Origin of the sequence: Chryseobacterium joostei (assembly GCF_003815775.1) — a bacterium.
In the GTDB taxonomy this organism is placed as follows: Bacteria; Bacteroidota; Bacteroidia; order Flavobacteriales; family Weeksellaceae; genus Chryseobacterium; species Chryseobacterium joostei.
Genome location: NZ_CP033926.1, coordinates 33,651 through 56,084, shown reverse-complemented (window position 1 = coordinate 56,084; position 22,434 = coordinate 33,651). Strand labels below are relative to the sequence as shown.

Annotated in this window: 20 protein-coding genes; 11 read left to right on the top strand and 9 right to left on the bottom strand. The window is 34.8% G+C overall.

Translation table 11 applies throughout. From position 1 onward, the window contains the following. Positions 1-23 precede the first annotated feature (23 nt). On the bottom strand, positions 24-2,558 hold the full coding sequence (locus EG359_RS00225) for a phosphoenolpyruvate carboxylase (protein ID WP_076354215.1): 2,535 nt from the start codon (positions 2,556-2,558) through the stop codon (positions 24-26). A gap of 199 nt (positions 2,559-2,757) precedes the next feature. Between EG359_RS00225 and EG359_RS00220 the strand changes: the two genes are divergently transcribed. The 4 genes from EG359_RS00220 (at position 2,758) to EG359_RS00205 (ending at position 4,901) form a co-directional block, all read left to right on the top strand. Then, positions 2,758-3,045, top strand: a complete 288-nt coding sequence (locus EG359_RS00220; RefSeq protein WP_228435045.1) for a Crp/Fnr family transcriptional regulator — start codon at positions 2,758-2,760, stop codon at positions 3,043-3,045. Positions 3,046-3,147: 102 nt separating this feature from the next. Then, the gene (locus tag EG359_RS00215) at positions 3,148-3,819 is read left to right on the top strand and encodes a hypothetical protein (protein WP_123867229.1); all 672 of its coding nucleotides are present in this window, start codon (positions 3,148-3,150) and stop codon (positions 3,817-3,819) included. 172 nt (positions 3,820-3,991) lie between these two features. After that, the gene (locus EG359_RS00210) at positions 3,992-4,261 is read left to right on the top strand and encodes a hypothetical protein (protein WP_076354211.1); all 270 of its coding nucleotides are present in this window, start codon (positions 3,992-3,994) and stop codon (positions 4,259-4,261) included. Between the two features lie 34 nt (positions 4,262-4,295). After that, on the top strand, positions 4,296-4,901 hold the full coding sequence (locus tag EG359_RS00205; RefSeq protein WP_076354209.1) for a hypothetical protein: 606 nt from the start codon (positions 4,296-4,298) through the stop codon (positions 4,899-4,901). 202 nt (positions 4,902-5,103) lie between these two features. On the opposite strand, the gene lpdA is transcribed toward EG359_RS00205, so the two are convergent. Then, entirely contained in the window at positions 5,104-6,504 is a 1,401-nt protein-coding gene (gene lpdA, locus EG359_RS00200; RefSeq protein WP_076354207.1) for a dihydrolipoyl dehydrogenase, read from the bottom strand. A gap of 100 nt (positions 6,505-6,604) precedes the next feature. Between lpdA and EG359_RS00195 the strand changes: the two genes are divergently transcribed. From EG359_RS00195 to EG359_RS00175, 5 genes are all read left to right on the top strand, one after another. Next, positions 6,605-7,018, top strand: coding sequence for a winged helix-turn-helix transcriptional regulator (locus tag EG359_RS00195; protein WP_076354205.1), 414 nt, complete (start codon positions 6,605-6,607; stop codon positions 7,016-7,018). 149 nt (positions 7,019-7,167) lie between these two features. Continuing rightward, the gene (locus tag EG359_RS00190) at positions 7,168-8,331 is read left to right on the top strand and encodes an iron-containing alcohol dehydrogenase (protein WP_076354203.1); all 1,164 of its coding nucleotides are present in this window, start codon (positions 7,168-7,170) and stop codon (positions 8,329-8,331) included. A 208-nt stretch (positions 8,332-8,539) separates the two neighbouring features. Next, positions 8,540-9,001, top strand: coding sequence for a lipocalin-like domain-containing protein (locus EG359_RS00185; protein ID WP_076354201.1), 462 nt, complete (start codon positions 8,540-8,542; stop codon positions 8,999-9,001). A gap of 65 nt (positions 9,002-9,066) precedes the next feature. Then, complete coding sequence (locus EG359_RS00180) at positions 9,067-9,723, top strand: GDSL-type esterase/lipase family protein (RefSeq protein ID WP_076354199.1); 657 nt, start codon at positions 9,067-9,069, stop codon at positions 9,721-9,723. A 9-nt stretch (positions 9,724-9,732) separates the two neighbouring features. Then, complete coding sequence (locus EG359_RS00175; RefSeq protein ID WP_076354197.1) at positions 9,733-10,698, top strand: tetratricopeptide repeat protein; 966 nt, start codon at positions 9,733-9,735, stop codon at positions 10,696-10,698. A gap of 29 nt (positions 10,699-10,727) precedes the next feature. Here EG359_RS00175 and EG359_RS00170 read toward each other — a convergent pair whose 3' ends face one another. Beyond that, complete coding sequence (locus EG359_RS00170) at positions 10,728-12,080, bottom strand: DEAD/DEAH box helicase (protein ID WP_076354195.1); 1,353 nt, start codon at positions 12,078-12,080, stop codon at positions 10,728-10,730. Between the two features lie 132 nt (positions 12,081-12,212). Beyond that, complete coding sequence (locus EG359_RS00165) at positions 12,213-13,910, bottom strand: ABC1 kinase family protein (RefSeq protein WP_228435040.1); 1,698 nt, start codon at positions 13,908-13,910, stop codon at positions 12,213-12,215. A gap of 183 nt (positions 13,911-14,093) precedes the next feature. Here EG359_RS00165 and EG359_RS22340 point away from each other — a divergent pair, with 183 nt between their 5' ends. Further along, positions 14,094-14,261, top strand: coding sequence for a hypothetical protein (locus EG359_RS22340; protein WP_164463030.1), 168 nt, complete (start codon positions 14,094-14,096; stop codon positions 14,259-14,261). A gap of 56 nt (positions 14,262-14,317) precedes the next feature. Here EG359_RS22340 and EG359_RS00160 read toward each other — a convergent pair whose 3' ends face one another. Beyond that, positions 14,318-15,826, bottom strand: coding sequence for a carbon-nitrogen hydrolase family protein (locus EG359_RS00160; RefSeq protein WP_076354191.1), 1,509 nt, complete (start codon positions 15,824-15,826; stop codon positions 14,318-14,320). Positions 15,827-15,915: 89 nt separating this feature from the next. On the opposite strand from EG359_RS00160, the gene EG359_RS00155 reads away from it, so the two are divergent. After that, entirely contained in the window at positions 15,916-16,302 is a 387-nt protein-coding gene (locus EG359_RS00155) for a hypothetical protein (protein ID WP_076354189.1), read from the top strand. Positions 16,303-16,626: 324 nt separating this feature from the next. Here the strand turns inward: EG359_RS00155 and EG359_RS00150 are convergent, their stop codons facing one another. The 4 genes from EG359_RS00150 to purH all read right to left on the bottom strand — a co-directional run bounded on the left by EG359_RS00150 (position 16,627) and on the right by purH (position 22,376). Next, a complete protein-coding gene (locus EG359_RS00150; protein WP_076354187.1) occupies positions 16,627-17,673 on the bottom strand; it encodes a hypothetical protein in 1,047 nt (348 codons plus the stop codon). Between the two features lie 168 nt (positions 17,674-17,841). After that, complete coding sequence (guaA, locus tag EG359_RS00145) at positions 17,842-19,371, bottom strand: glutamine-hydrolyzing GMP synthase (protein WP_076354185.1); 1,530 nt, start codon at positions 19,369-19,371, stop codon at positions 17,842-17,844. A gap of 159 nt (positions 19,372-19,530) precedes the next feature. After that, entirely contained in the window at positions 19,531-20,769 is a 1,239-nt protein-coding gene (gene purD / locus EG359_RS00140) for a phosphoribosylamine--glycine ligase (RefSeq protein ID WP_076354183.1), read from the bottom strand. 89 nt (positions 20,770-20,858) lie between these two features. Further along, complete coding sequence (purH, locus tag EG359_RS00135) at positions 20,859-22,376, bottom strand: bifunctional phosphoribosylaminoimidazolecarboxamide formyltransferase/IMP cyclohydrolase (protein ID WP_076354181.1); 1,518 nt, start codon at positions 22,374-22,376, stop codon at positions 20,859-20,861. Positions 22,377-22,434 lie beyond the last annotated feature (58 nt).

Genomic DNA, 22,434 nt, shown 5'->3' with positions numbered 1-22,434 from the left:
ATTATTCCTGTTTCAAAAATAACTTATGCCGAGTTTCTACTCGCATTAATATTTCCAAATAAGGAACGGGTCACCAGCTTTTCATAAGCCTCTTTATTCCCCTCTCCTTTTTGAATCTTCATTAAGGCATATTGCTGAATGCTTAGCAACGGAAGTACAATTTTCTCACGGATCTTCACTGACTTTCTGGACAATGGATCTTCTTCCTGAAGCATCTTGAAGCCTGTAAGTTCCAGCATAATCTCTCTTGAAAGCTCATATTCACTAAAAAGGACATTCCAGAAAGCTCCGAACTTCGGGTTATTTTTGATGTAATAAGTTAGAGGAAAATAAGACTTGTTCATACTCATCATAGAGTTTAAAACTAATGTTTTAAAGAAATCCGAACCTTTATACAGTTCTCGTACTTCCTCAAATCTTCCCTGCTCCTTCATTTTCTGCATCGCATATCCAAAACCGAAAAACCCGGGTACATTCTGCTTCAATTGTGACCATGAACCTACAAACGGAATTGCCCGTAAGTCTTCAAACTTCAATTCACTGCCATTTCCTCTTTTGGACGGACGGCTTCCGATATTTGTTTTTCCATAATATTCCAGTGTACTCATCTCCTGAAGATAAGGAACAAACATTGGGTGAGCTTTTAGGTCCGAATATTTTTGGTAACTGATATTTGCCAATTCAATAATTAAAGCTCTTTCTTTTTCAGTGAGATCTTTCTTGGCATTTTTAAAGACATCATTTTCAACTCCGGCTGTTAAAAGCTGTTCAAAATTATATTTTGCCTGCTCTTTATTTCCGAAAATACTGGTAATCGTCTGCCCCTGAATCGTTAGTTCAATCTTATTATTGGCAATTGTTTTCCCTTGTGAAGCATAGAAATCGTGAGTTTTACCTCCTCCTCTTGCCGGTGGACCTCCTCTACCATCAAAGAATACAACCTTGATGTTATTTTGCTCTGAAAGTTGAGTTAGAACTTCCTTAGCCTTATAGATTTCCCAGTTTGCTTTTAAATATCCACCATCCTTGGTTCCATCGGAAAAGCCAAGCATTATAGTCTGCTGATTTCCTCTTTTCTCAAGGTGTTTTTTATAAATAGGATTGTGATACAACTCATTCATCACATTTTCAGCATTGGCAAGCCCTTCCATGGTTTCAAAAAGCGGAACAATATCCATATTGATTGCCTCATCCTGATAGCCACAGATTTTAAAGAATGCATACACATTCATCACATCTTTTACAGCATCGGAATTGGAAATAATATAGCGGTTCATCCCTCTCAATCCATTTAAATCCTGAATTTTAGAAACCTGTGAAACCGTCAGCAATGTATCTTTTACAATATCTTCAAAATCATCAGCATTTACCGCATGTGAAACTTGAATTAATTTATTAAATTTCTCCTCATAATCGGCATTCTCGGTTCCATATACTTTTGCAAATACAGTATCAATTACCTGTTGATGAATCCTGCTGTCCTGGCGGATATCCAATGTTGCAAAGTGAGTTCCGAAGATCTTAACCCGATCTCTGAAATTAACCAAAAGATCTAAAAACAAGGAATTATGCTCATTGATCAATATTTTTTCCGCTTCATCAGTTTTCTTTAAGATCGCTTCTGCGGTGATACTTTTTCCATCAAAAATGGCAGCATACAACTCTTCACTTAATTGTGTTAAAACCTCTGAAACCCCTCTGAAGCTCAATCTTCTTCTAATAAATTTTAAATGACTGTAATAAGATTTCAGTATTGCTGAACGAAGTTCTTCTGCTACTCTCTTCGTAACATCTGCTGTCACAAAAGGATTTCCATCTCTGTCTCCTCCCGGCCAGAAACCAAGCTGAATAATATCTTCATGCAAATGAAAATGATCGTTTCCAAAGGTCTTTTTTATCTTCGTAAACAATTCTCCGATGGTATCATAATATACATACCTCAGATAGGAAATAATACTCAATGCTTCATCAACGGGTGTTGGTTTTTCTTTGTTCACAAAAGGAGTTTTCCCTAGCTGCTGTAGAAGCATATCAATCTGTGTAACGGAATCACTGGTAATGGCCCCTCTGAGATCCTGAATAATCCTTTGTACTGAGCTTGGATAAAACTGGGTCGGGTGGGCTGTAAATACAACCTTAACGCTGAAATCTTTTAATTTTTCTCGTACTTTTTCAATTTTATGGTCCTGAAAAGAACGTTCGAAAAGGTTGGTTACTGTTCCACTGTCACTTTCTGAATGGAGATTCGGAAAGGCAGCATCTTCAATACTATCGAACAAAACTACCTGTCTTTCTATATACTGAATGATCTTAAAAAGCAATTCAAGTTTCTGTTCTTCGGTCTGAAGATCGGTATGGTTTTTAAAAAATTCTTCGACGATTTCTTCAGGGGTTTTTCCTGCGTCATAGCCTGTTCTACTTTCTTCATACAAGAATGGAAGAAGCATTCCGATATTCGTCATTTTATCATAAGGCAGGCTCATAAATAATGAATTGTAGATCTGGAATTTGTTCTCCACGATCTGCCTGAATTTTTCTGTGCGTTGGTCGTGTCTCATAGTAACAAATGTAAGTGATTTTGGAATTAGTTGAATTGACAAATGACAAAAATTAAGGGCTAAAAGCAAAAAATATTAGAATAGGTTTTTACAGTCTTTATCTCAATTAAACATTTTGTAACTTTGATTTTTAATTAATTCATAAATATAATCATCACAATCTCTGAAGTTATATTAAGAATTATTCAAATACATTTCTATGGGTTACATCAGAGAATATTACGAACAAATTGTTAAGCTGCAGGAATCGGAATGGGCATTTATTGCAGGTCATTTCCAAAGAAAAATCTACGCAAAAAATGACATCATTACTCAGCAAGGTGATACAGAAAAACACTTATCTTTCATAGAATCCGGATTGGTAAGGTTTTATATTCCTGATGATGAGCACGGCTATACTTTCAGCTTCAGCTTTGAGAAAGAATTCACCTGTGCTTATGACTCTTTTCTTACCCAAACCCCATCGGAAAAAGCTCATGGAATCTAAACTTAAAAAAATTATCAATGGGAATGTTGCAGTGGGATATCCGATGAAGTTTTTATAAATTTGACACCAATCATATATGTCAAATTCTTTCCAATGATAAAATTGAATTTCGGAATTATTTTTTACACAATTTTAGGGATCTTATCCCTATTAATAGGTATTTATCTACTACAATATTTTATTCTTCTTTCTATTATTTTTTTCATTGGTTCATTTATCAATGTGGTTTTCATTCATAAAGAATATTCTCTAAATAAAAGTGATAAAACTGAATATGATGAAAATTCAATTCCTGATGAAATTATAATCAAATATTCGCGCTCAGGTACAATTATCGCTATTGCTACTTACTGTATATTTCTGATTCTGGGACTATTTTTTCTTTTAGGCTTTAATTTCAAATTCACAGGAACAGCAATAGTGGTCTTATTTATACTTCTTGGATTTACCGGTTATTTCATTTTTAAAATAATTTCACAAGTCAAAAAAATATCACAAATTGTCATATCCATTAATGGAAAAGGTATTCAGATAAAAAATAATAAAAGGTATTTGTGGAATGAAATTCAACTTGAAAAAATTATTGTAAAACGTTTGGTAAGCCGTGAGTCTAAACACGATTACAAGCCTGAAATAAATTATTTATACTTTTTTCATAACAACGAAAAGATAGAAATAAAGATCGATGATTTTGATATTACAGACTATCAGCTTGCACAGGTTTTGAAAATATGTAGAGCTCGTTTTAATAATTCAGATTTAACGCAGTTATGATTACAAAACAATCATTAAATTTACTCTCCACACCATCCATGAAAAAAATATTTATTTTCCTACTAATAACAATTCTATTCATCTCTTGTGAAAAAGACTGTTATAATGCACCACAACCCATCGTTTTTGAGTTCGTAAACTCAATAATGAAAATCTTATTACCAATGGAACATTGACAACTTATTTACTTAAAGACGAAAATAACGTAAGTGTACCATTAACCAAAACATCTGACGATATGGTTATTTTGGAAAACATAGGAGCATATAATGGTATAAAAAAATATACTTTTTCTTCTAATGTTAAGTCTTTTGATTTATCAATACAATCTTCTGAATTTAAAGGAGGTTGTGACGGCTATCAAATTAATAAATTAACGTTTACAGGCATAGATATTGATGCAACTGATGAAAAAGGACATTATAAAATTGTATTGAAATAATTCTCTCTAAATTTGCACTGTAAACACTTCCTTTATGAGAATAATCATCACTTTTTCCCTGATCCTATCCAATCTGTTTTGTGCACAGATCAAGGTTCCTGATGATTATAAGAAAATTCCTGATATTCTGGACACTACAGACTATCTCTATCCTTTTATTGTACCCGATAAAGAATATGAATACTGGAGAGTTCTAACCAATGACATTGACTTTGAAAAAGCAATAGTGTATGAGAGCCAGGCACCAGATTTTATGACCATCAATGAACCTGTTCCTGAGAGAGGTTTTTTCCAGAAATGTGTTGGCAACAATTGTTTCACCTATATTCTTGCGTGTAAAAAAGACAGATCTGTTTATTTTTCCAATGAGCAGCAATTAAGAGATTTTATCGGAACAGTTGATAATCTTCCGGAAGCTATTTTATTGGCTAAAACCTACGGCTACTCAATTGATCCCAAAAACAGATTTACCGGTTCTTATAAAATTGAAAGTAATCGTATTTACTTGTATGGTTTACAGACCAAAGGATGCCCTGTTACCAAGGAATCTTTTTTAATTACTATCAACAGAAAAACCGGAAAGCTGGAAGCCAAAAGCAATGGAATTTACTCTAAAAATGAAGATTGCTCAGCTTTATAATAAAAGCTGTTATCTGTTGGAAAATCGCAAGGAAGCAAAAAATTTTACAAACTTCATGCTTAGGACGCAAGGATTTTATCTTCGATAAAATATGTAATTTGATGCACTATATAAGCCCTTTGATGTTCTTGTATCTTAAAAAGACATTCATAGTATAATAAGCCGTCTTTTACACCCTCGCAATTTTTCAACAAACTTTAATTTAAATATTAACAGCACCTTGTCCAGATGCTATCAAATAAGCTTCTTTCAAGGTTTCAGAATAAGTAGGATGCGCATAAGAGATACGGAACATATCTTCTGCTGTCACTTCATATTCCTGGGCAATTACCCCTTGTGCAATGAGATCAGCAGCCCTAGCACCAATAACATGAACCCCCAGTACCTCACCATATTTCGGATCAACAAGCACTTTGGCAAAACCATCTGTATCCATTGAAGCTCTTGCCCTTGCACTGGCCGAAAATGGAAACTTCCCTACATTATAGGCTATATTATTCTTTTTCAGATACTCTTCGGTATATCCCACAGATGCTACCTCAGGCCAGGTATATACAACAGAAGGAATTCTATCATAATGGATATGGTGCTTCTGTCCGTTAATAGTTTCTGCAACCAAAACTCCTTCTTCTTCCGCCTTATGAGCCAGCATGGCACCACCAATCACATCCCCAATAGCATAAATATTAGAAACAGCAGTTCGGTTATTTTCATCCACTTTAATAAATCCTCGTTCATCTAACTTCACCTCTGTGTTTTCCAGGCCTAATCCTTTTACATAAGGACTTCTTCCAACCGCTACCAAAATATAATCTGCTTCCAATTCATGATCTGCTCCATTCTTATCCTTAAAAAATACCTTAGCAGCAGAATCTGAACTCTCAGCTTTATACACAGCCTGATTGAGACGAATATCAATTCCCTCTTTTTTAAATATTTTCTGAAGATTTTTTCCCAATTCTTGATCCATTGCAGCAATTAAGTGATCTGCATACTCAAGAATTGTTACCTGTGTTCCGATGCGGCTGAAGATAGATGCCATTTCCACCCCTATCACACCACCTCCTATAATAATCATAGTTTCAGGTTTTTCCTTTAGGGATAATGCCTCAGTAGAAGTAATGATTCTTTTCTTATCAATTGCTACCCCAGGAATGGTTGATGGTTTTGAACCCGTTGCTATAATGTAATTGTTGGCAGTAATTTCCTGGGATTCTGTTTCATTAATAACTTTTATGGTGGAATTATTGATGAAGCTTGCTGTACCTTTCAAACGGGTAATTTTATTTTTACTCATTAGAAAATCAAGGCCACTTGTGTTTTTTTCAACAACTTCAGATTTTCGATTATACATCTGGGAAAAATCGAGTTCTATTCTATCCAGTTTAATTCCGTGGTCTTTAAATTTATGATGTGCATCTGCATAATGATGCGTACTATCCAGTAAAGCCTTTGTAGGAATACACCCTACATTGGTACAGGTTCCTCCCAAAGTATCATATTTTTCTATAATCACTGTTTTGTAACCAAGCTGTGCGCTTCTTATGGCAGCAACATATCCTCCAGGTCCTGAGCCGATCACGGCAACATCATAATTTTCCATTTGATTTATTAATTATTTATGATTAAATTTACTTGCAAAATAAAAGTAAAATTAAAACAAATACTTTCATTTTGCAAGTAATATTTTTAAAATTAAAATAATGGGTAAAAAAAGATCAGACTGCCCCATCAGTTGCTCCTTAGAAATATGGGGTGATAAATGGTCACTCTTAATCATCCGTGACCTTATGATTAAAAAGGAATGTACCTATGGCGAATTCTTAAAAGCTGATGAAAAAATTGCAACCAATATTTTGGCTACAAGGCTTCAAACGCTCTTGGAAAACGGAATTATAGCTAAAAAGGATCATCCTGACAATAAGTTAAAAATCCTCTATAACCTTACAGAAAAAGGGATTGATTTGGTTCCTGTCATTGTAGAAATCAACCTTTGGGGAGACAAGTATCTAACGATTCCGGATGACAGAAAGAAATTATTGGAGAATATTAAAAAAGATAAGGTAGATTTTATAAAAAGAGCAAAAGCCTATCTTTCCGATAATGCTACCCCATAATATTCAGTGTTACAGATAGCTGGTGTAGTTTTATTGAGAAATAAACTCTCAATAGCTTTCATTAAACTTAATGATAGCTATTTTAAAATTTCATTAACTCAATTTTCCTTTTTCATTCCGTAAATTTGGGTTAAAATAAATTTAGAACAATGCTTAATTTCGAACTTAAAAATCCAACAAAAATACTTTTCGGGAAAGGTGAAATTGCTAAAATTTCCAAAGAAATCCCTCAGGATGCTAAAATATTAATGATCTATGGTGGTGGAAGCATCAAAAACAATGGAGTTTATGATCAGGTAAAGGAAGCTTTAAAGGATCATGATCTGTATGAGTTCGGTGGAGTTCCTGCCAACCCTGAATATGAAGTTTTGATTAAAGCATTAAGCTTCATTAAGGAAAACAACATCAATTATCTTCTTGCTGTAGGTGGCGGATCTGTAATTGACGGGACTAAATTCATCTCTGCAGCAGCCAATTACAATGGTGAGCCCTGGGATATTCTAACCAAGCAAGTAAGAACCTTTGAAGGAGAAGGAATGCCTTTCGGAACTATTTTAACGCTTCCGGCAACCGGTTCTGAGATGAATTCAGGGTATGTAATTTCACGAAGAGAAACCAATGAGAAGCTATCTTCGGGTGGTCCCGGACTTTTCCCTCAGTTTTCGGTTTTGGATCCTGAAGTAATCAGATCTATCCCTAAAAATCAAATTGTAAATGGCCTTACAGATGCTTACACCCACGTGTTGGAACAATATATGACGGCTCCATCTTCTGCTGACCTTCAGGAAAGAATTGCAGAAAGTATCTTAATAAGTATTCAGGAAACAGCTCCGAAAGTATTGGCAGATGATTTCGATTATGATGCGGCAGGAAACTTTATGTGGTGTTGTACAATGGCTTTAAACGGACTCATTCAGAAAGGAGTTATCACAGACTGGGCTGTACATGCCATGGGTCATGAGCTGACAGCCTATTTTGGTATAGACCACGCCAGAACATTGGCTATCATTGCACCATCTCATTACCGTTATAATTTTGAAGACAAAAAAGGAAAACTGGCTCAGTATGCTGAAAGAGTATGGGGAATTAAGGATGGAAATGTAGAGGAAAAAGCTGAACTGGGAATTAAAAAACTGGAAGAATTCTTCCACAGCCTGCATATCAAAACCAAGCTTTCAGAATATACAGAAGATTTTAAAGGTACTGCTGAAAGAGTGGAAAAAGCCTTTACAGACAGAAACTGGCTAGGTCTTGGAGAGTACAAGAAATTGACTCCTCAGGATGCTTCCAAAATTGTGGAAATGAGTTATTAAAAACTTCTTGAATAGGATAATATAAAAAAGCGGACTAAGGTTCGCTTTTTTTGATGCTTAATAACAAAACCTTTTAATAATTTTTCTTCAGCCAATCTCATGATCTTTTAAATTATCTTATTTACAAACATTTGTTTAAAAAATCATGATTTCATTACAAATATTTCAAATTTATTTATATTTTAGCATATTCTTAAAATTTGTGAAAATGAAAAAACAACTACTTTTATTTGCCTTTTCTGCTTTGGCATTAACTTCTTGTAATGATGATAACCTTCAAGCCTATGAAATGGACATAATGAAGGGAGATTGGAAAGAAGTGAAGAGAGAAGTAATTTCCGGAAAAGACAATAAAACAGTTCTTCAAACCGATGTTTTAACAGGATGTGCAACAAAAAACACTCTTTTCTTCAGAACAGATTTTTATATCAGCTACACGGGTTATGCCGGAACTGGTGCAGATTGTCAGATACTTGCAAAAAGCGAAGGGAATTACACATACGACCAGGAAACTAAAATTTTAGGTATCAAATTTGACAAAGAAGAAAGCATGAATTACAAAGTTGATATTTTGACAGGTCAAGACCTTAGGTTGGCACAACAATTTGGTAATTATGATCGAGACGGTGATAAAATACCTGATGTCACTTATATTACTTACAAAAGATAAACTCTAAACTCCCGATCATCGGGAGTTTTTTATTACTTTTATCTCAAATTTTAAATCTGAAAATAATGAAGAAGATTCTAACGGCATTTCTATTGCTGTTTTTTACGATTGCCTTTTCTCAGGAAAAAAAGCCAATGTTCTGGCAGGACATTCAAGAGTTTAAAAAGCAGGATCAGCAGAACCCACCACCCAAGGATGCCATCTTATTTTTAGGAAGCTCATCCTTTACCAAATGGACGGATGTTGCTGATTATTTCCCTACTAAAACGATTATCAACAGAGGTTTTGGTGGTTCAAGGCTTACAGATCTCAATTATTTTGCTGATGACCTTTTAGCACCCTATCAGCCGAAACAAATTATTATATATTGCGGAGAAAATGACTTTGCAGACAATCATCAGTTGAAAGCTCAAAAAGTTGTTAAAAGATATAAAACCCTTTACAGAAAGATCCGTGAAAGATTTCCTAATATTGAAGTGGATTATATCTCTATAAAATATTCTCCCAGCAGAGAAAAGCTTTGGCCACAGATGAAAGAAGCCAATAAAATGATTGCAGCTTTTATGAAAAAGGAACCCAATGCTGAATTTATTGATGTTACCAAGGCCATGGAAGATGACAACGGAAATGTTAGAAAGGACATTTTTGTGGAAGATATGCTCCATTTTAAACCGGAAGGTTATCAAATATGGACCAAAGTAATGAATCCTTACATGAAATAATCTATAATCATGATAAAAAAACGAATAACCATTTTAACTTTTATTTTACTTTATTGTCTCACTTTTTCTCAAAAGAAGCACGATAAGAATAAACTCATTCAAGAGCTTTCAGATAATACATGTAAATGTATAGACTCTATCGGTCTATTTGATCGGAATAAAAAAGATATCTTAGAAGATATTGAGCACTGCATTGATAAACATGCAACAGCTCTTCAATTAGGAAAATTAATAGACAATATTGATGAGTTATCTGAAAAAGCACCTAAAGTTAATGGCAAAAAGCAGGTTACCCTTAATCTTTCTACAGATAAAAACTCTCAACAGTATAAAGATAGCTACAATGAAATTGAAAGATATCTGATGAAAAACTGTTCTAGTTTAAAAAATGCCGTCAACACCTCTGAAAGCAAATATGAGAGCCTTTCTAAAAATAAGGAAGCAAAAGACTTCTATGACAAAGCTATTAATTCATCAGAAAAAGAGGACTGGAAAGATGCTATTCAAAATTATGAACAAGCCGTGAAAATTGATCCAAAATTTATATATGCTTGGGATAATTTGGGTATTTGCTATAGAAGAATAGGAGAATATGATAAGGCTATTGATGCTTATAAAAAGTCGCTAGAAATTGATCCAAAAGGAAAAATGCCCATGCAAAACATAGCTATAACATACATTTATAAGAAAGAATATCAAAAAGCTATAGATGCCTATTCTGATTTCGATAAAGTATACCCAGGTGATCCGGAGGTTTATTATGGTATAGGACAAGTCTATTTTGCTAATCTAAAGAATAATGAAAAAGCTCTAGATTACATCTGTAAGGCTTATAAGATTTATGCAGAGCAAAAATCTCCCTACAGAACAGATGCTGAAACAGTATTAGCCCACATTTACAAAAACATGAGTGAAGAGGGCAAAATAGATAAGTTTAAAGAAGTTATGAAAAATAATAGTATTGAATTTAAATAAAAAAAGACTCCCGATTGGGAGTCTTTTTTTTATTTCTTTCTTTTCGATTTAGATATCGCCTTCTGTTGTGATCTGTTGGCTCCAAATTTCTTAGGTGCCTTTCTTTTCGATGGACCACCCCAGTTTTCTTTAGTATTTTTTGCCTTTTTATCGTGGAAAGCTCCTCCTCCATCATTCAGTTTTACCTGAACCGGATTCTTCATCACCACTTCATCTTTCTCTGAAGCAATTTTATTAGGATTGATTTTCACCCCCTCTGGGAAGTCATTAAACTTTAAATCCTTATCCATCAATAGCTCAATATCAAGAATTAAAGGCTCTTCCTTCTTAGTTACAAAAGTCACTGCCTTACCTTCTTTATCCGCTCTACCTGTTCTACCAATTCTGTGAATATATTGTTCAGGGATATCTGGTGTCTCAAAGTTGATAACGTGGGTAATATTTGAGATATCCAGACCTCTAGCCATTACATCTGTAGTGATTAGTCCTCTGATTTCTTCATTTTCAAAGCTTTTCATCGCTTTAAGTCTATAGTTTTGAGACTTATTGGAGTGAATCACGTCAAACTGCTCTGGAAAAAGCTCATCAATCTTCGTGAAAAGCAAGTCTGCATGCTTTTTATTATTATTAAAAATCAACACCTTAGACATATCTGTATTATTCTTCAATAAATGCTCAAGTAAATTGATTTTAGTATTGAAGTTTTCAACTTTATAGGCAGTCTGTTCTATTTTTTCAAGCGGTGTTCCTGATTTTGCCAATGAAATTTCCACCGGACTGGCGAAATATTCATCCAACATATCATCTACAGCTTCTGTCATGGTTGCAGAGAAAAGGATATTCTGTCTCTTCTCTTTCATCATTTCAAAAATGTGAGTCAACTGTGGCCTGAAACCAAGGTTAAGCATTTCATCAAATTCATCAATGATAAGCTTCTGAACTTCTTTCAGGGAAATTGCATTGTCTATGGAAAGGTCCATCACTCTACCCGGAGTTCCTACTAAAATATCACAACCGTTATTAAATAATAATTTCTGGGTATTGATATTTTTCCCACCGTATATTCCAATTACTCTTGCAGTAATATTTTCTGTCAGTTTCTCAATGATTTCGGTTACCTGTACCACCAATTCTCTTGTAGGAACAAGTACTAAAACAGTTGGATTTCCTGTTTTACTATACTTCCAAGTCTTTAGAACAGGTAAAAGATATGCCAATGTTTTCCCTGTTCCGGTCTGTGCAATTCCCATTACATCTCTCCCGGAAAGGATAGGCTTTAAACTTTTCTCCTGAATAGGTGTAGGCTCAAATAATTCTAAATCCGCTAAAACATCAAGAATTTTAACCGGCAGGTCAAAATCTGCAAAAGTGAGTTTTTCCATTTTGCAAAGATAGGTATTAATATGTAGAATTTAAAATCAGGTTTAAAAGGGGGCAAATGATGGGTTACAGACAGCCATTACTAACTCTTAGATTAAAAAATAATCACTCTTTTTCTAACTCTAGTGTCTTCCCTACTTTCTGCTTACCCTCAACAAAAGTATCAAAACTAAAATGACTGAAAAAACAAATCCTAAAACCGCAACAACAGACAATTCTCCAATTCTTGGACCTGATTCTGACGTAAATACGATGGAGGTTGCTATGATATTTGCACCCAGAATCATGGCTAAAATTAAATTGACAACACTGGATTTTATGAGTTGGTTCGTTTTTTCTATATTTTTGATTTCACTGGAGACTGTGAATTTATTTTCATCCAGTTTTTGGAGTACAGAACGAAGTTCCTTGGGAATTTCATCTACATTGTCTGTAAAATTCATCATTCTGTCCATTCCTGTTTTTAAAAGATTCTTTGGACTGATTTTTTTTGTAAGTATTTTTCGGGTATAGGGATGAAGACTTTTTACAATATCAAGATCTGGATTAATATTTCTTCCAACTCCCTCTATCAGGCTGATTCCTTTAAATAAAAGATAAAAATAATCAGGCATATAGAGTCTGTTATCTTTTAAAATATCTTTCATCTTATTAATGATCACCTGAACGTTGATTTCCTGCAATGAGGAACTATGAACAAAATTCAGGATATCTTCCACATCATTTTCAAACCTCCTTTCATCTGGAATTTCATAGCTTACTGCCATTTTCTTGAGAGAGCGAACTATTTTATGTGAATTTTTGGCAACAAAACTTACAATAAGGTTTTCAAGAATTTCTTTGTCATTCGGCTGTATCTTTCCTACGGCACCAAAATCTATAAAGACAATTTTCCCATCTTTTTTCACCAGAATATTTCCGGCATGCGGATCGGCGTGAAAGAATCCATAGTCCAGAATTTGGGAAACAAAGAGTCTTAATCCTGTTTCAGAAACCTTCACAGGATCAATATTATTGGCTAAAAGAACAGATTTATCTGTCACCTTAATTCCATCAATGAATTCCATACAAAGAATATTGTTGTTGGAGAATTCATCATATACTTTCGGAACATAGGTTTCTTTATTATTTTTAAAATTGAGGCGGAACTGTTGAATATTATTCTTTTCATTAATCAGGGAAACTTCTTCCAATAATGATCTTTCGAAAGTTGAAATGGCTTGTTTCAGATTAAGTTTTTCTCCTATTTCTGAATAGGCGGAGATTAATTTTTCAATATCCTTGAGTAGAAGTAAATCATCTTCAATAACAGACTGTACATCCGGTTTTCTCAATTTTAAGATTACGGGACTTCCATCCAGCAAAACCGCTTTATAAACCTGCGCAATGGAAGCTGTAGCCAGTGGTTCTTTCTGAATTTCCAGGAAATGGTCTTTCACTGATATATTGAATTCATTTTCCAATGCTTCTTCCACATTCATGTCTACCGTTTCTACTTTGTCTTGTAGCTTCTGTAGTTCCTGAATCAGTTCCGGAGGAAGTAAATCTTCTCTGTTACTGAATGTTTGACCAAGTTTTACAAAGGTTGGACCTAGCTCTTCAAGAGCAAGTCTGATTCTTTCATAAACGGTATCTTTTGAAATAACTTCATCCGGATTTGAGGTTTCCTCCTGCTTATTGCCTCCATTCATTCTTGCCAGCATGTCTTTAAAACCGTATTTGCTTAATACGGAAATAAGTCTGGCGGATCTTTTCAGTTTTCTTTGCTGCTTGTCAAACATAGTGTATGTATAGTAGGTGCAATTTACTCCAAAAACCGTTCCTAATATCATTTTATTAAAGGATAAACTAAACAAGACTAATTACTAAATTAAAAATATCAACACATAATCAACATTTTACAGAATAAAAATCAATCATAATGACAAAATTCAATCACTAGTGATAAAAATTAATATATTTTTATATATTTACATCGTACAAATATTAAAACAAACCAATAAAAGTATTACACTATGAAAAATTTACGTAACAGCAAACTTTCAAGAGAACAATTAAAGAACGTTTCAGGAAGCGGAATCATTATCGGTGGTAAGTGCTCCCATCAGTGCTGCCCTACAGATGGACTTCCACAATGCCCGGGTTTAATTTGTCCTGCGGTAGTTTGCCCACAGTATAAATAATATACTCATTAAATTTTAGGTAAAATAAAAACAGAATGCTTTCGCATTCTGTTTTGTTATTTAAGATAGGTTTCATAAAGGTCTTTTCTTCTGTCTTTCATCACCTGAACGGAACCATTGTGATGGAGATCCTTTAATAAATTTAAATCTACATCTACAATTAATGTCATCTCAGTATTGGGAGTCGCTTCCCCTTTAACAGCATTGGATGGAAAGGCAAAATCTGACGGTGTAAACACTGCAGCCTGTCCAAACTGAATATCCATATTATTTACCTTCGGAAGGTTACCTACGCAGCCTGCGATTGCTACATAGCATTCATTTTCTATTGCCCTTGCTGCGGCACAATGGCGCACTCTCATGTAAGCATTTTGAGTATCTGTAAGGTAAGGAACAAATAGGATCTTCATGCCTTGATCTGCCAGAATCCTTGGTAATTCAGGGAATTCTACATCGTAGCATATAACAAGGCCTATCTTACCGCAATCTGTATCAAAAACCTTTATTTCATTACCACCTTTCATTCCGTAGTATCTCTTTTCGTTCGGCGTAATGTGAATCTTTCGGTATTCGTCAATACGTCCGTCGCGATGCAGAAGATAGCTGACATTATACAAATCATTACTATCATTATCAAAAACAGGCATGCTTCCGGAGATAATATTCACGTTATAGCTGATGGCCAATTCAGAAATTTTCTTTTTGATGTCTTCAGTAAGCTTGGCTAATTCTATCATACTATCTCTCTCTGAAAGTTTATTGAAAGGAGCCAGCAAAGGTGTATTGAACAGCTCTGGGAAAAGCACAAAATCTGATTTATAGTCTCCCATTACATTCACAAAGAATTCCACCTGCTCATAAAATGCTTCTATATCTTTAAAATGTCTCATCTGCCACTGTACCAAACCCAGTCGAATGATACTATCCTGCATGGTATTGGGACTCTTGCTGTAGTAAATATTATTCCACTGCAGAAGAACAGCATTTTCATGTGAAGCTTCATCTTCGGGAAGATACTTTTTCAAAACTCTGATCGGAAGAAAATTATTGGAAAGCTGAAAAGATAAAACAGGATCATAAATCTCCTTATCTCTTACTCTTCGTATATATTCTCTTGGAGAAAGTTCGTGGCTGTATTTGTGATAATTCGGGATCCTACCGCCAAGAATAATTGATTTTAAGTTTAATAATTCACAAAGTTCTTTTCGGGCATCATACAATCTTCTTCCTAGTCGGAGTTCACGGAATTCCGGATCTACAAAGACTTCTATTCCGTATAAAACATTTCCGGTGGATAAATGGGTATTAAAAGTATAGTTCCCTGTTATGTCACTATACGTATGATCGTCTCCAAACTCATCATAATTTACAATAATGGAAAGTGCCACGGCAGCAAGTTTTCCGTCTACGGTAATGCAGATTTGCCCATTGGGAAACATTTTTGTCAGTTTTTCAATACTTTTTTTGGACCAAATGGATTCCGACATCTGTGGATAAGCCCTTTTCATTGTTTCCGCCAATTCATTATAATCCTGAAGCGTCAGGTTTCTTGTATCTATTTGCATTTGATGTAATTTTACTTAAATTTAGTGAAAATATTTTACTTAAATCCTTATAGAAAAGTACTTTCCAACCATTGAGACAAAATTTAACAATGAATATCACTGAAACTTTACGAAAAGTAGTTCATTCAAATAATTACTGGAAACATTCTGATTTCCTCTCTGTAATGGAGACTCTATCATCTCACTATGACATTGATATAGAAATTGACTCAGAAAAAATTGCTGTTATAGTGCTGGAAAATAAAACTATCGGATATACTTGTTTGAATTATCCTATGATCTTTATAGAAAATAAGTACGCTTCACAAGTAAGAAATGTTCTACATACATTTAATGATGTAGAATATATTATTGTTGATATGATATCTCATCAATATCTATCTGTAGATTCTGATATTTATAATTCTTATTTTGATTATATGGAAAATCTGAATGCTTTTTCTGCAGAGGATTTTTATTTTTATAATGTAACCTAGCAAACCTTAATATAATGTTAAACAAAAACTAGACATGAAAAAAATCTCAATAATTAATTTAATTATATCATTGATTTACTTAGCATTATCAATATATTTTCAATCAGACTTTTTCCTTGAATTTATTCCAGTAATTCTCCTTATTTTAATTATTAATTTTTATATAATTCATCAGCCTAATAAAAAAGTAATCTTATACCTTATTAATGGCACTACTTTCTTAATATTAATTTATTTTTTAAGCATTGGAATTATTTTAAGACAAGATTGGTAATAAAAAATCCCACCCCAAATGGGCAGGATTTATATTTTAAGCTTAGTTTCTTATTTCTGCGAACCGATCTCTCTAATGATCTCATACTTGCCATTAAAATAATCTAACCGGCATTCATATTGTTTTGCCTTTCCCGTTTTTATCAAAACCCCAATTACTCCACCTACTACTCCGCTAATCAACTGTACTGTTATTCCTCCAGAAAACTGCCTTTTACCATTGGGCAGCTCATGAAGTTTTGAAATGAAATAAAAATCTTCCGGTGTTTTTCTCATTGGATACAGCTCATCGGCATAAAGCACAAAAGGTCTTCCCTGGTAAACAACAGCGTACGAATCTTTTTTTGCATTTTTCTTCTTTCCTTTATCATCCATATAAATTACCTTGGTAATCATTCCTTGCTCCATTTGTATTTCATCAATTGGCTGATCAGGAGTTTGCATACTGAATGATTTATAATTCAGGTAAATCCCATCTGTAAGCTTTTGGTTAGTATACAAAGGCAGTCGTGATTTCGCAATTTTATCATAATTATTAATATCTTCTAAAGTATAAACCCTGTTATCAATAGGACTGGCAGAAACACTTTCAAATATTGAATTTTTGATATAATTTAAAGACTGCTTTTCCATTTCCTTTGTAACATCCATTTTATATAAGACCAATGTAGTGTCAATCTTTTTGATCAGTTGGTACTGATTATCCTTACCTCCAAAGATCAATCCTTTAAAATCAAAATATCCGTACTGAGTAAAATCAATGGTTACTTCCAGATAATTCAAATCTCTCAACTGGAAAAATAGTTCCTGATCTTTTGCAGAGCTTTTATCAATTCCTTTATCAAACATTTTGGTGAGCTGCTCTTCAAAGCTTGGACTGAATTTAACCTTAGCCTTTCTATCAGAAACACCTTTCATTACAATCCCGTAATCTTCAGGATCAGGCCTTACATCCTGAAGCTTGATCTTATTATAATTGGAGTTGGAAATGACCTGCGTAGGATCTGGCAGATTTAGCTCTTCAATAATAAACTTTTTAGATTGAGCAAAGATAGAGGTTACTGTTAGAAGCAGTAAGAATGTTAATGTGCTTCTCATACATAATTTGTATACCGATGGATCTGGTATTTAAGATTATCCATTCTGATTAGTATTTCCATGATTATTTATGCTAAATAAAGGTTTTTCTCAGAAATAATAAAAACATTTAACAAAAAATCCTACCCAAAAATGGGTAGGATTTCTATTTTAAATTCAAGTCAAAAATTATTCCCACTCAATAGTTGCAGGTGGTTTGCTTGAAATATCGTAAGCTACTCTGTTGATTCCTCTTACCTCGTTGATGATTCTGCTTGAAACAGTATCCAAGAACTCGTAAGGAAGTCTGCTCCACGTTGCCGTCATGAAGTCGATGGTGTTGGCAGAACGAACTACAGCTGTGTATTCGTAAGTTCTTTCGTCACCCATTACTCCTACAGATTTTACAGGAAGAAGTACTACAAAAGCCTGAGACACTTTTTCGTAAAGGTCATTTTTGTATAATTCTTGAATGAAGATATCATCAGCTTCCTGAAGGATTCTTACTTTTTCAGCATCTACAGCTCCTAATATTCTGATTCCAAGTCCAGGACCCGGGAAAGGGTGTCTGTATACCATATGATGAGGAATACCAAGTTCTTCTCCTACTCTTCTTACTTCATCCTTGAAAAGCTCTCTTAATGGCTCTAATAATTCGAAGTCCATATCTTCAGGAAGTCCTCCAACATTGTGGTGAGACTTGATCACTGCAGATGGTCCGTTTACAGACTGGCTTTCGATAACGTCAGGATAAATTGTTCCTTGTGCCAAGAATTTAGCTCCCTCAATTTTGTGGGATTCTTCATCAAAAACATGGATAAACTCGTTTCCGATAATTTTTCTTTTTGTTTCAGGATCATCTACTCCGGCTAATTTTGAAAGGAATCTTTCTTGAGCATCCACCATTTTAATGTTCATATGGAAATGCTCTCCATATTGATCCATTACTTTTTTCCCTTCATCCTTTCTCAATAATCCTGTATCTACAAAGATACAGGTCAACTGATCACCAATAGCCTTGTGAATCAAAACCGCAGCTACAGAAGAGTCAACACCTCCGGAAAGACCAAGGATTACTTTGTTGTCTCCTACTTTTTCACGGATTTCTTCAACTGTTTTTTCAATATAATTAGTCAGTTTCCAGTTTTTATCTGCATTACAGATTCCGAAAACGAAATTTTCAAGCATTTTCCCTCCTTCTTCTGTATGAGAAACTTCCGGGTGGAACTGAACACAGAATATTTTTTTATCTTCGTTGGAAATGGAAGCAATTACTCCTGATTTTGCGTTTAATTCAAAACCTGCAGGTAATTCTCCTACTTCATCAAAGTGGCTCATCCAAACTACAGAGTTTTGGGTAACTCCTTTCAGTAAAGAGCTTTCTTTAACGATCTCCAGGTTTGCTTTACCGTATTCTCCTTTTTCTCCCTTGTTTACTTTACCTCCTAAAAGGTGAGCTGTCATCTGCATTCCGTAGCAAATTCCTAAAACAGGAACTCCCTGCTCGTATAATTCTTTTTCAACCAGGTGAGCATTTTCTGCATTCACAGAACTTGGTCCACCGGAAAGGATAATTCCTTTTGGCTGTCTTGCTAAAATATCTTGTAAAGGTGTATTGTAAGGTAGGATTTCAGAGTATACACCCATCTCACGGATTCTTCTTCCGATAAGTTGGTTGTACTGGGATCCGAAATCTAAAATAATAATACCGTTGTTCATTTTATAACTGATTTTTTTTAAAGATATCAGATTCAGACATCAGGTTTCAGGTTTTTATGCTGAACTCTGTAATCTTTTATCTGACACCTCATTTCTAATATTGACTGTGTTACAAAAAAAGACTTGGAATTTCTCCAAATCTTTTTTCATGATTTTTTATTAAAACTTTCCGATGTCTTCTCTGTAGAAGCCGTAATCGAAATGTACATGACCTGCGTCTTCGTAAACTTTCTTGCGGGCATCTTCGAAAGTAGCTCCTGTAGCCACAATGTTCAATACTCTACCACCATTGGAAACCACTTTGTCTCCTTTTCTGATAGCTCCTGCATATAATAGTTTACTATGATGTACTTTATCTTCACCTGTAATTGCAAAGCCTGTTTCAATGTTTCTAGGATATCCTCCTGAACACATTACAAGACAAACTGCCTTTTCGTCCTTGAACTTAAGCTCGATGTCTTTTCCTTCCATACAGTCTTGGATCACATCCAGAAGATTATTTTCCATAAGAGCCATCAATACCTGAGTTTCAGGATCTCCGAATCTCATGTTGTACTCAAGAAGGTAAGCCCCATTTTTAGTTACCATCAATCCGAAGAAGATGATTCCTTTGAATCCGAAGCCTTCAGCCTTAAGACCTGTAATGGTTGGTTCTAAGATATTTTTCTCGAAATCTGCATAGTGCTCCTGAGTAAATTCCGGACTTGGTGCTACAGATCCCATACCTCCTGTGTTTGGTCCTGTATCTCCGTTTCCAGCTTTTTTATAATCTTTTGCAGCTACACAAGGGAACAGCTTTTCACCATTTGAAAAAGCGATGATAGATGCCTCAAAACCTTGTAAATATTCTTCGATAACTAAACGGATACCAGCATCTCCATAGATTCTTCTGATCATGAAATCATGGATGGTAGCTTCAGCTTCTTCAAGAGTGTCACAAATAACAACACCTTTTCCACCTGCTAAACCACTTGCCTTGATTACTAAAGGATACTGCTGTGTCTGCACATATTCTTTAGCCTCATTATATGAATCAAATACTACAGCTTTTGCTGTTTTGATATCATAGGTCTGCATAAATTTCTTAGAGAAAGCCTTACTTCCTTCAAGGCTTGCCACTTTCTGAGTGGGTCCGAAAACCTTAAGATCGTGTTTTTTGAACTCATCCTTTAACCCCGCAACTAGTGGAGCTTCTGGACCTACAATCGTAAGATCAACCTTTTCTTTAATAGCGAAATCTCTAAGTTCTTTGATTTCTGATAAATGAACATTTTTCCCTATTACATCGGTAGTAGCATTCCCGTTAGCAAAAAACATTTTAGAAATTCTTGAGTCATTCTGAAGCTTTGCCGCTAAAGCAGATTCTCTACCGCCTTCACCTATGATTAATATTCTCATACTTTATTTATTATCTAGTCTTATTTTACAAATATATAATTTTGAATGCTAAAAATACAATCCCTAATTATTTTTTAATTCTATTTTAATTAATGGAAAAAGTGTCTAACACCTGTAAACATCATTGGGATACCGTGCTCATTTGCAGCTTCTACACTATCCTGATCTTTTACACTTCCACCCGGCTGAATGATAGCCTTAATACCTTCCTGAGCGCAGAAATCCACCACATCACGGAAAGGGAAAAACGCATCTGAAGCTAATACTAAATCTCCTGTGAATTTTTCTTTTGCTCTTTCAATAGCCTGTTGTGTAGCCCAGATTCTGTTCACCTGTCCACCTCCGATTCCGAAAGCCTGAATTCCGTTGGAAACTACAATAGCGTTTGATTTCACATATTTTACAACTCTTTGAGAGAAAAGCAATGCTTTTTTCTGCTCTTCTGTAGGCTGAACTTCAGTTACCACCTTAATATCATCAGAGAAATGAGTATCGTTATCCTGAACCAAGATACCACCGTCCACTTTCACCCAAGTCTGCTTGTCTGAAACTGGGTTTACAATTTTGATGATTCTCAGGTTTTTCTTTTTTCTTAAAACCTCAAGAGCTTCTTCATCGAAATCGGGTGCCATTACAATCTCAAGGAATGTTTTGTTTAATTCCTCAGCTGTAGCTGCATCGATTTTATAGTTCATAGCAACAATTCCGCCAAAGATGGATACCGGATCACATTCGAATGTTTTTTGGTAAGTTTCCAATGCTGAAGTACCGATTGCAACACCACAAGGGGTAGAGTGTTTTACTGCACAACAAGCCATTTCTTCTTTGAATTCAGTAACCACTTTCCAGCAAAGGTCCATATCACGAAGATTGTTGAAAGAAAGTTCTTTACCACCAAGCTGTTCGAAGTCCTTCATTGCTCCATTCTCGAAAGTAGAAACATAGTAAGCAGCAGTTTGGTGAGGGTTTTCGCCGTATCTTAGGTCAGCAACTTTTTTGTAAGAAGCATTTAAATACGTAGGATATTCCTCATCTAAAAGCATTCTTGAAATAGCTGCATCATAAGCAGATGTAAGGTTGAATACTTTTCCTGCAAGCTTTTTACGGGTTTCGATGTATGTATCACCGTTTTGCTCCATTTCCAGTTTTACTGTTGTGTAGTCTTCTACATCAGTAATTACCGTTACAGAATCAAAGTTTTTTGCTGCAGAACGAAGCATTGATGGACCACCGATATCGATAAACTCTACTTTCTCGTGTAATGAAATATTCTTATTTACATTTTCAAAGAAAGGATAAAGGTTTACGATAACCATGTCAATCAGACCAATTCCGTGCTCCTGAACCGTTTTCATGTGCTCTTCGTTGTTACGAACAGCTAGCAATCCACCGTGAACTTTTGGGTGTAGAGTTTTCACTCTTCCGTCCAACATTTCAGGGAAATTGGTTACCTCATCAATCTGAATGGGATTTAAACCAGCGTCTTTCAAATGTTTGAACGTTCCTCCTGTGGAGATCAACTCATAGTTCTGAGCTTCTAAAAACTGTGCGAACTCAATTAATCCGCTCTTGTCAGATACGCTGATTAAAACTCTCTTTTTACTCATTTTACTTTCAATTTTTTACTTTTTACAGCTATTTCAAACTGTGTCCGGGTCTTTCACG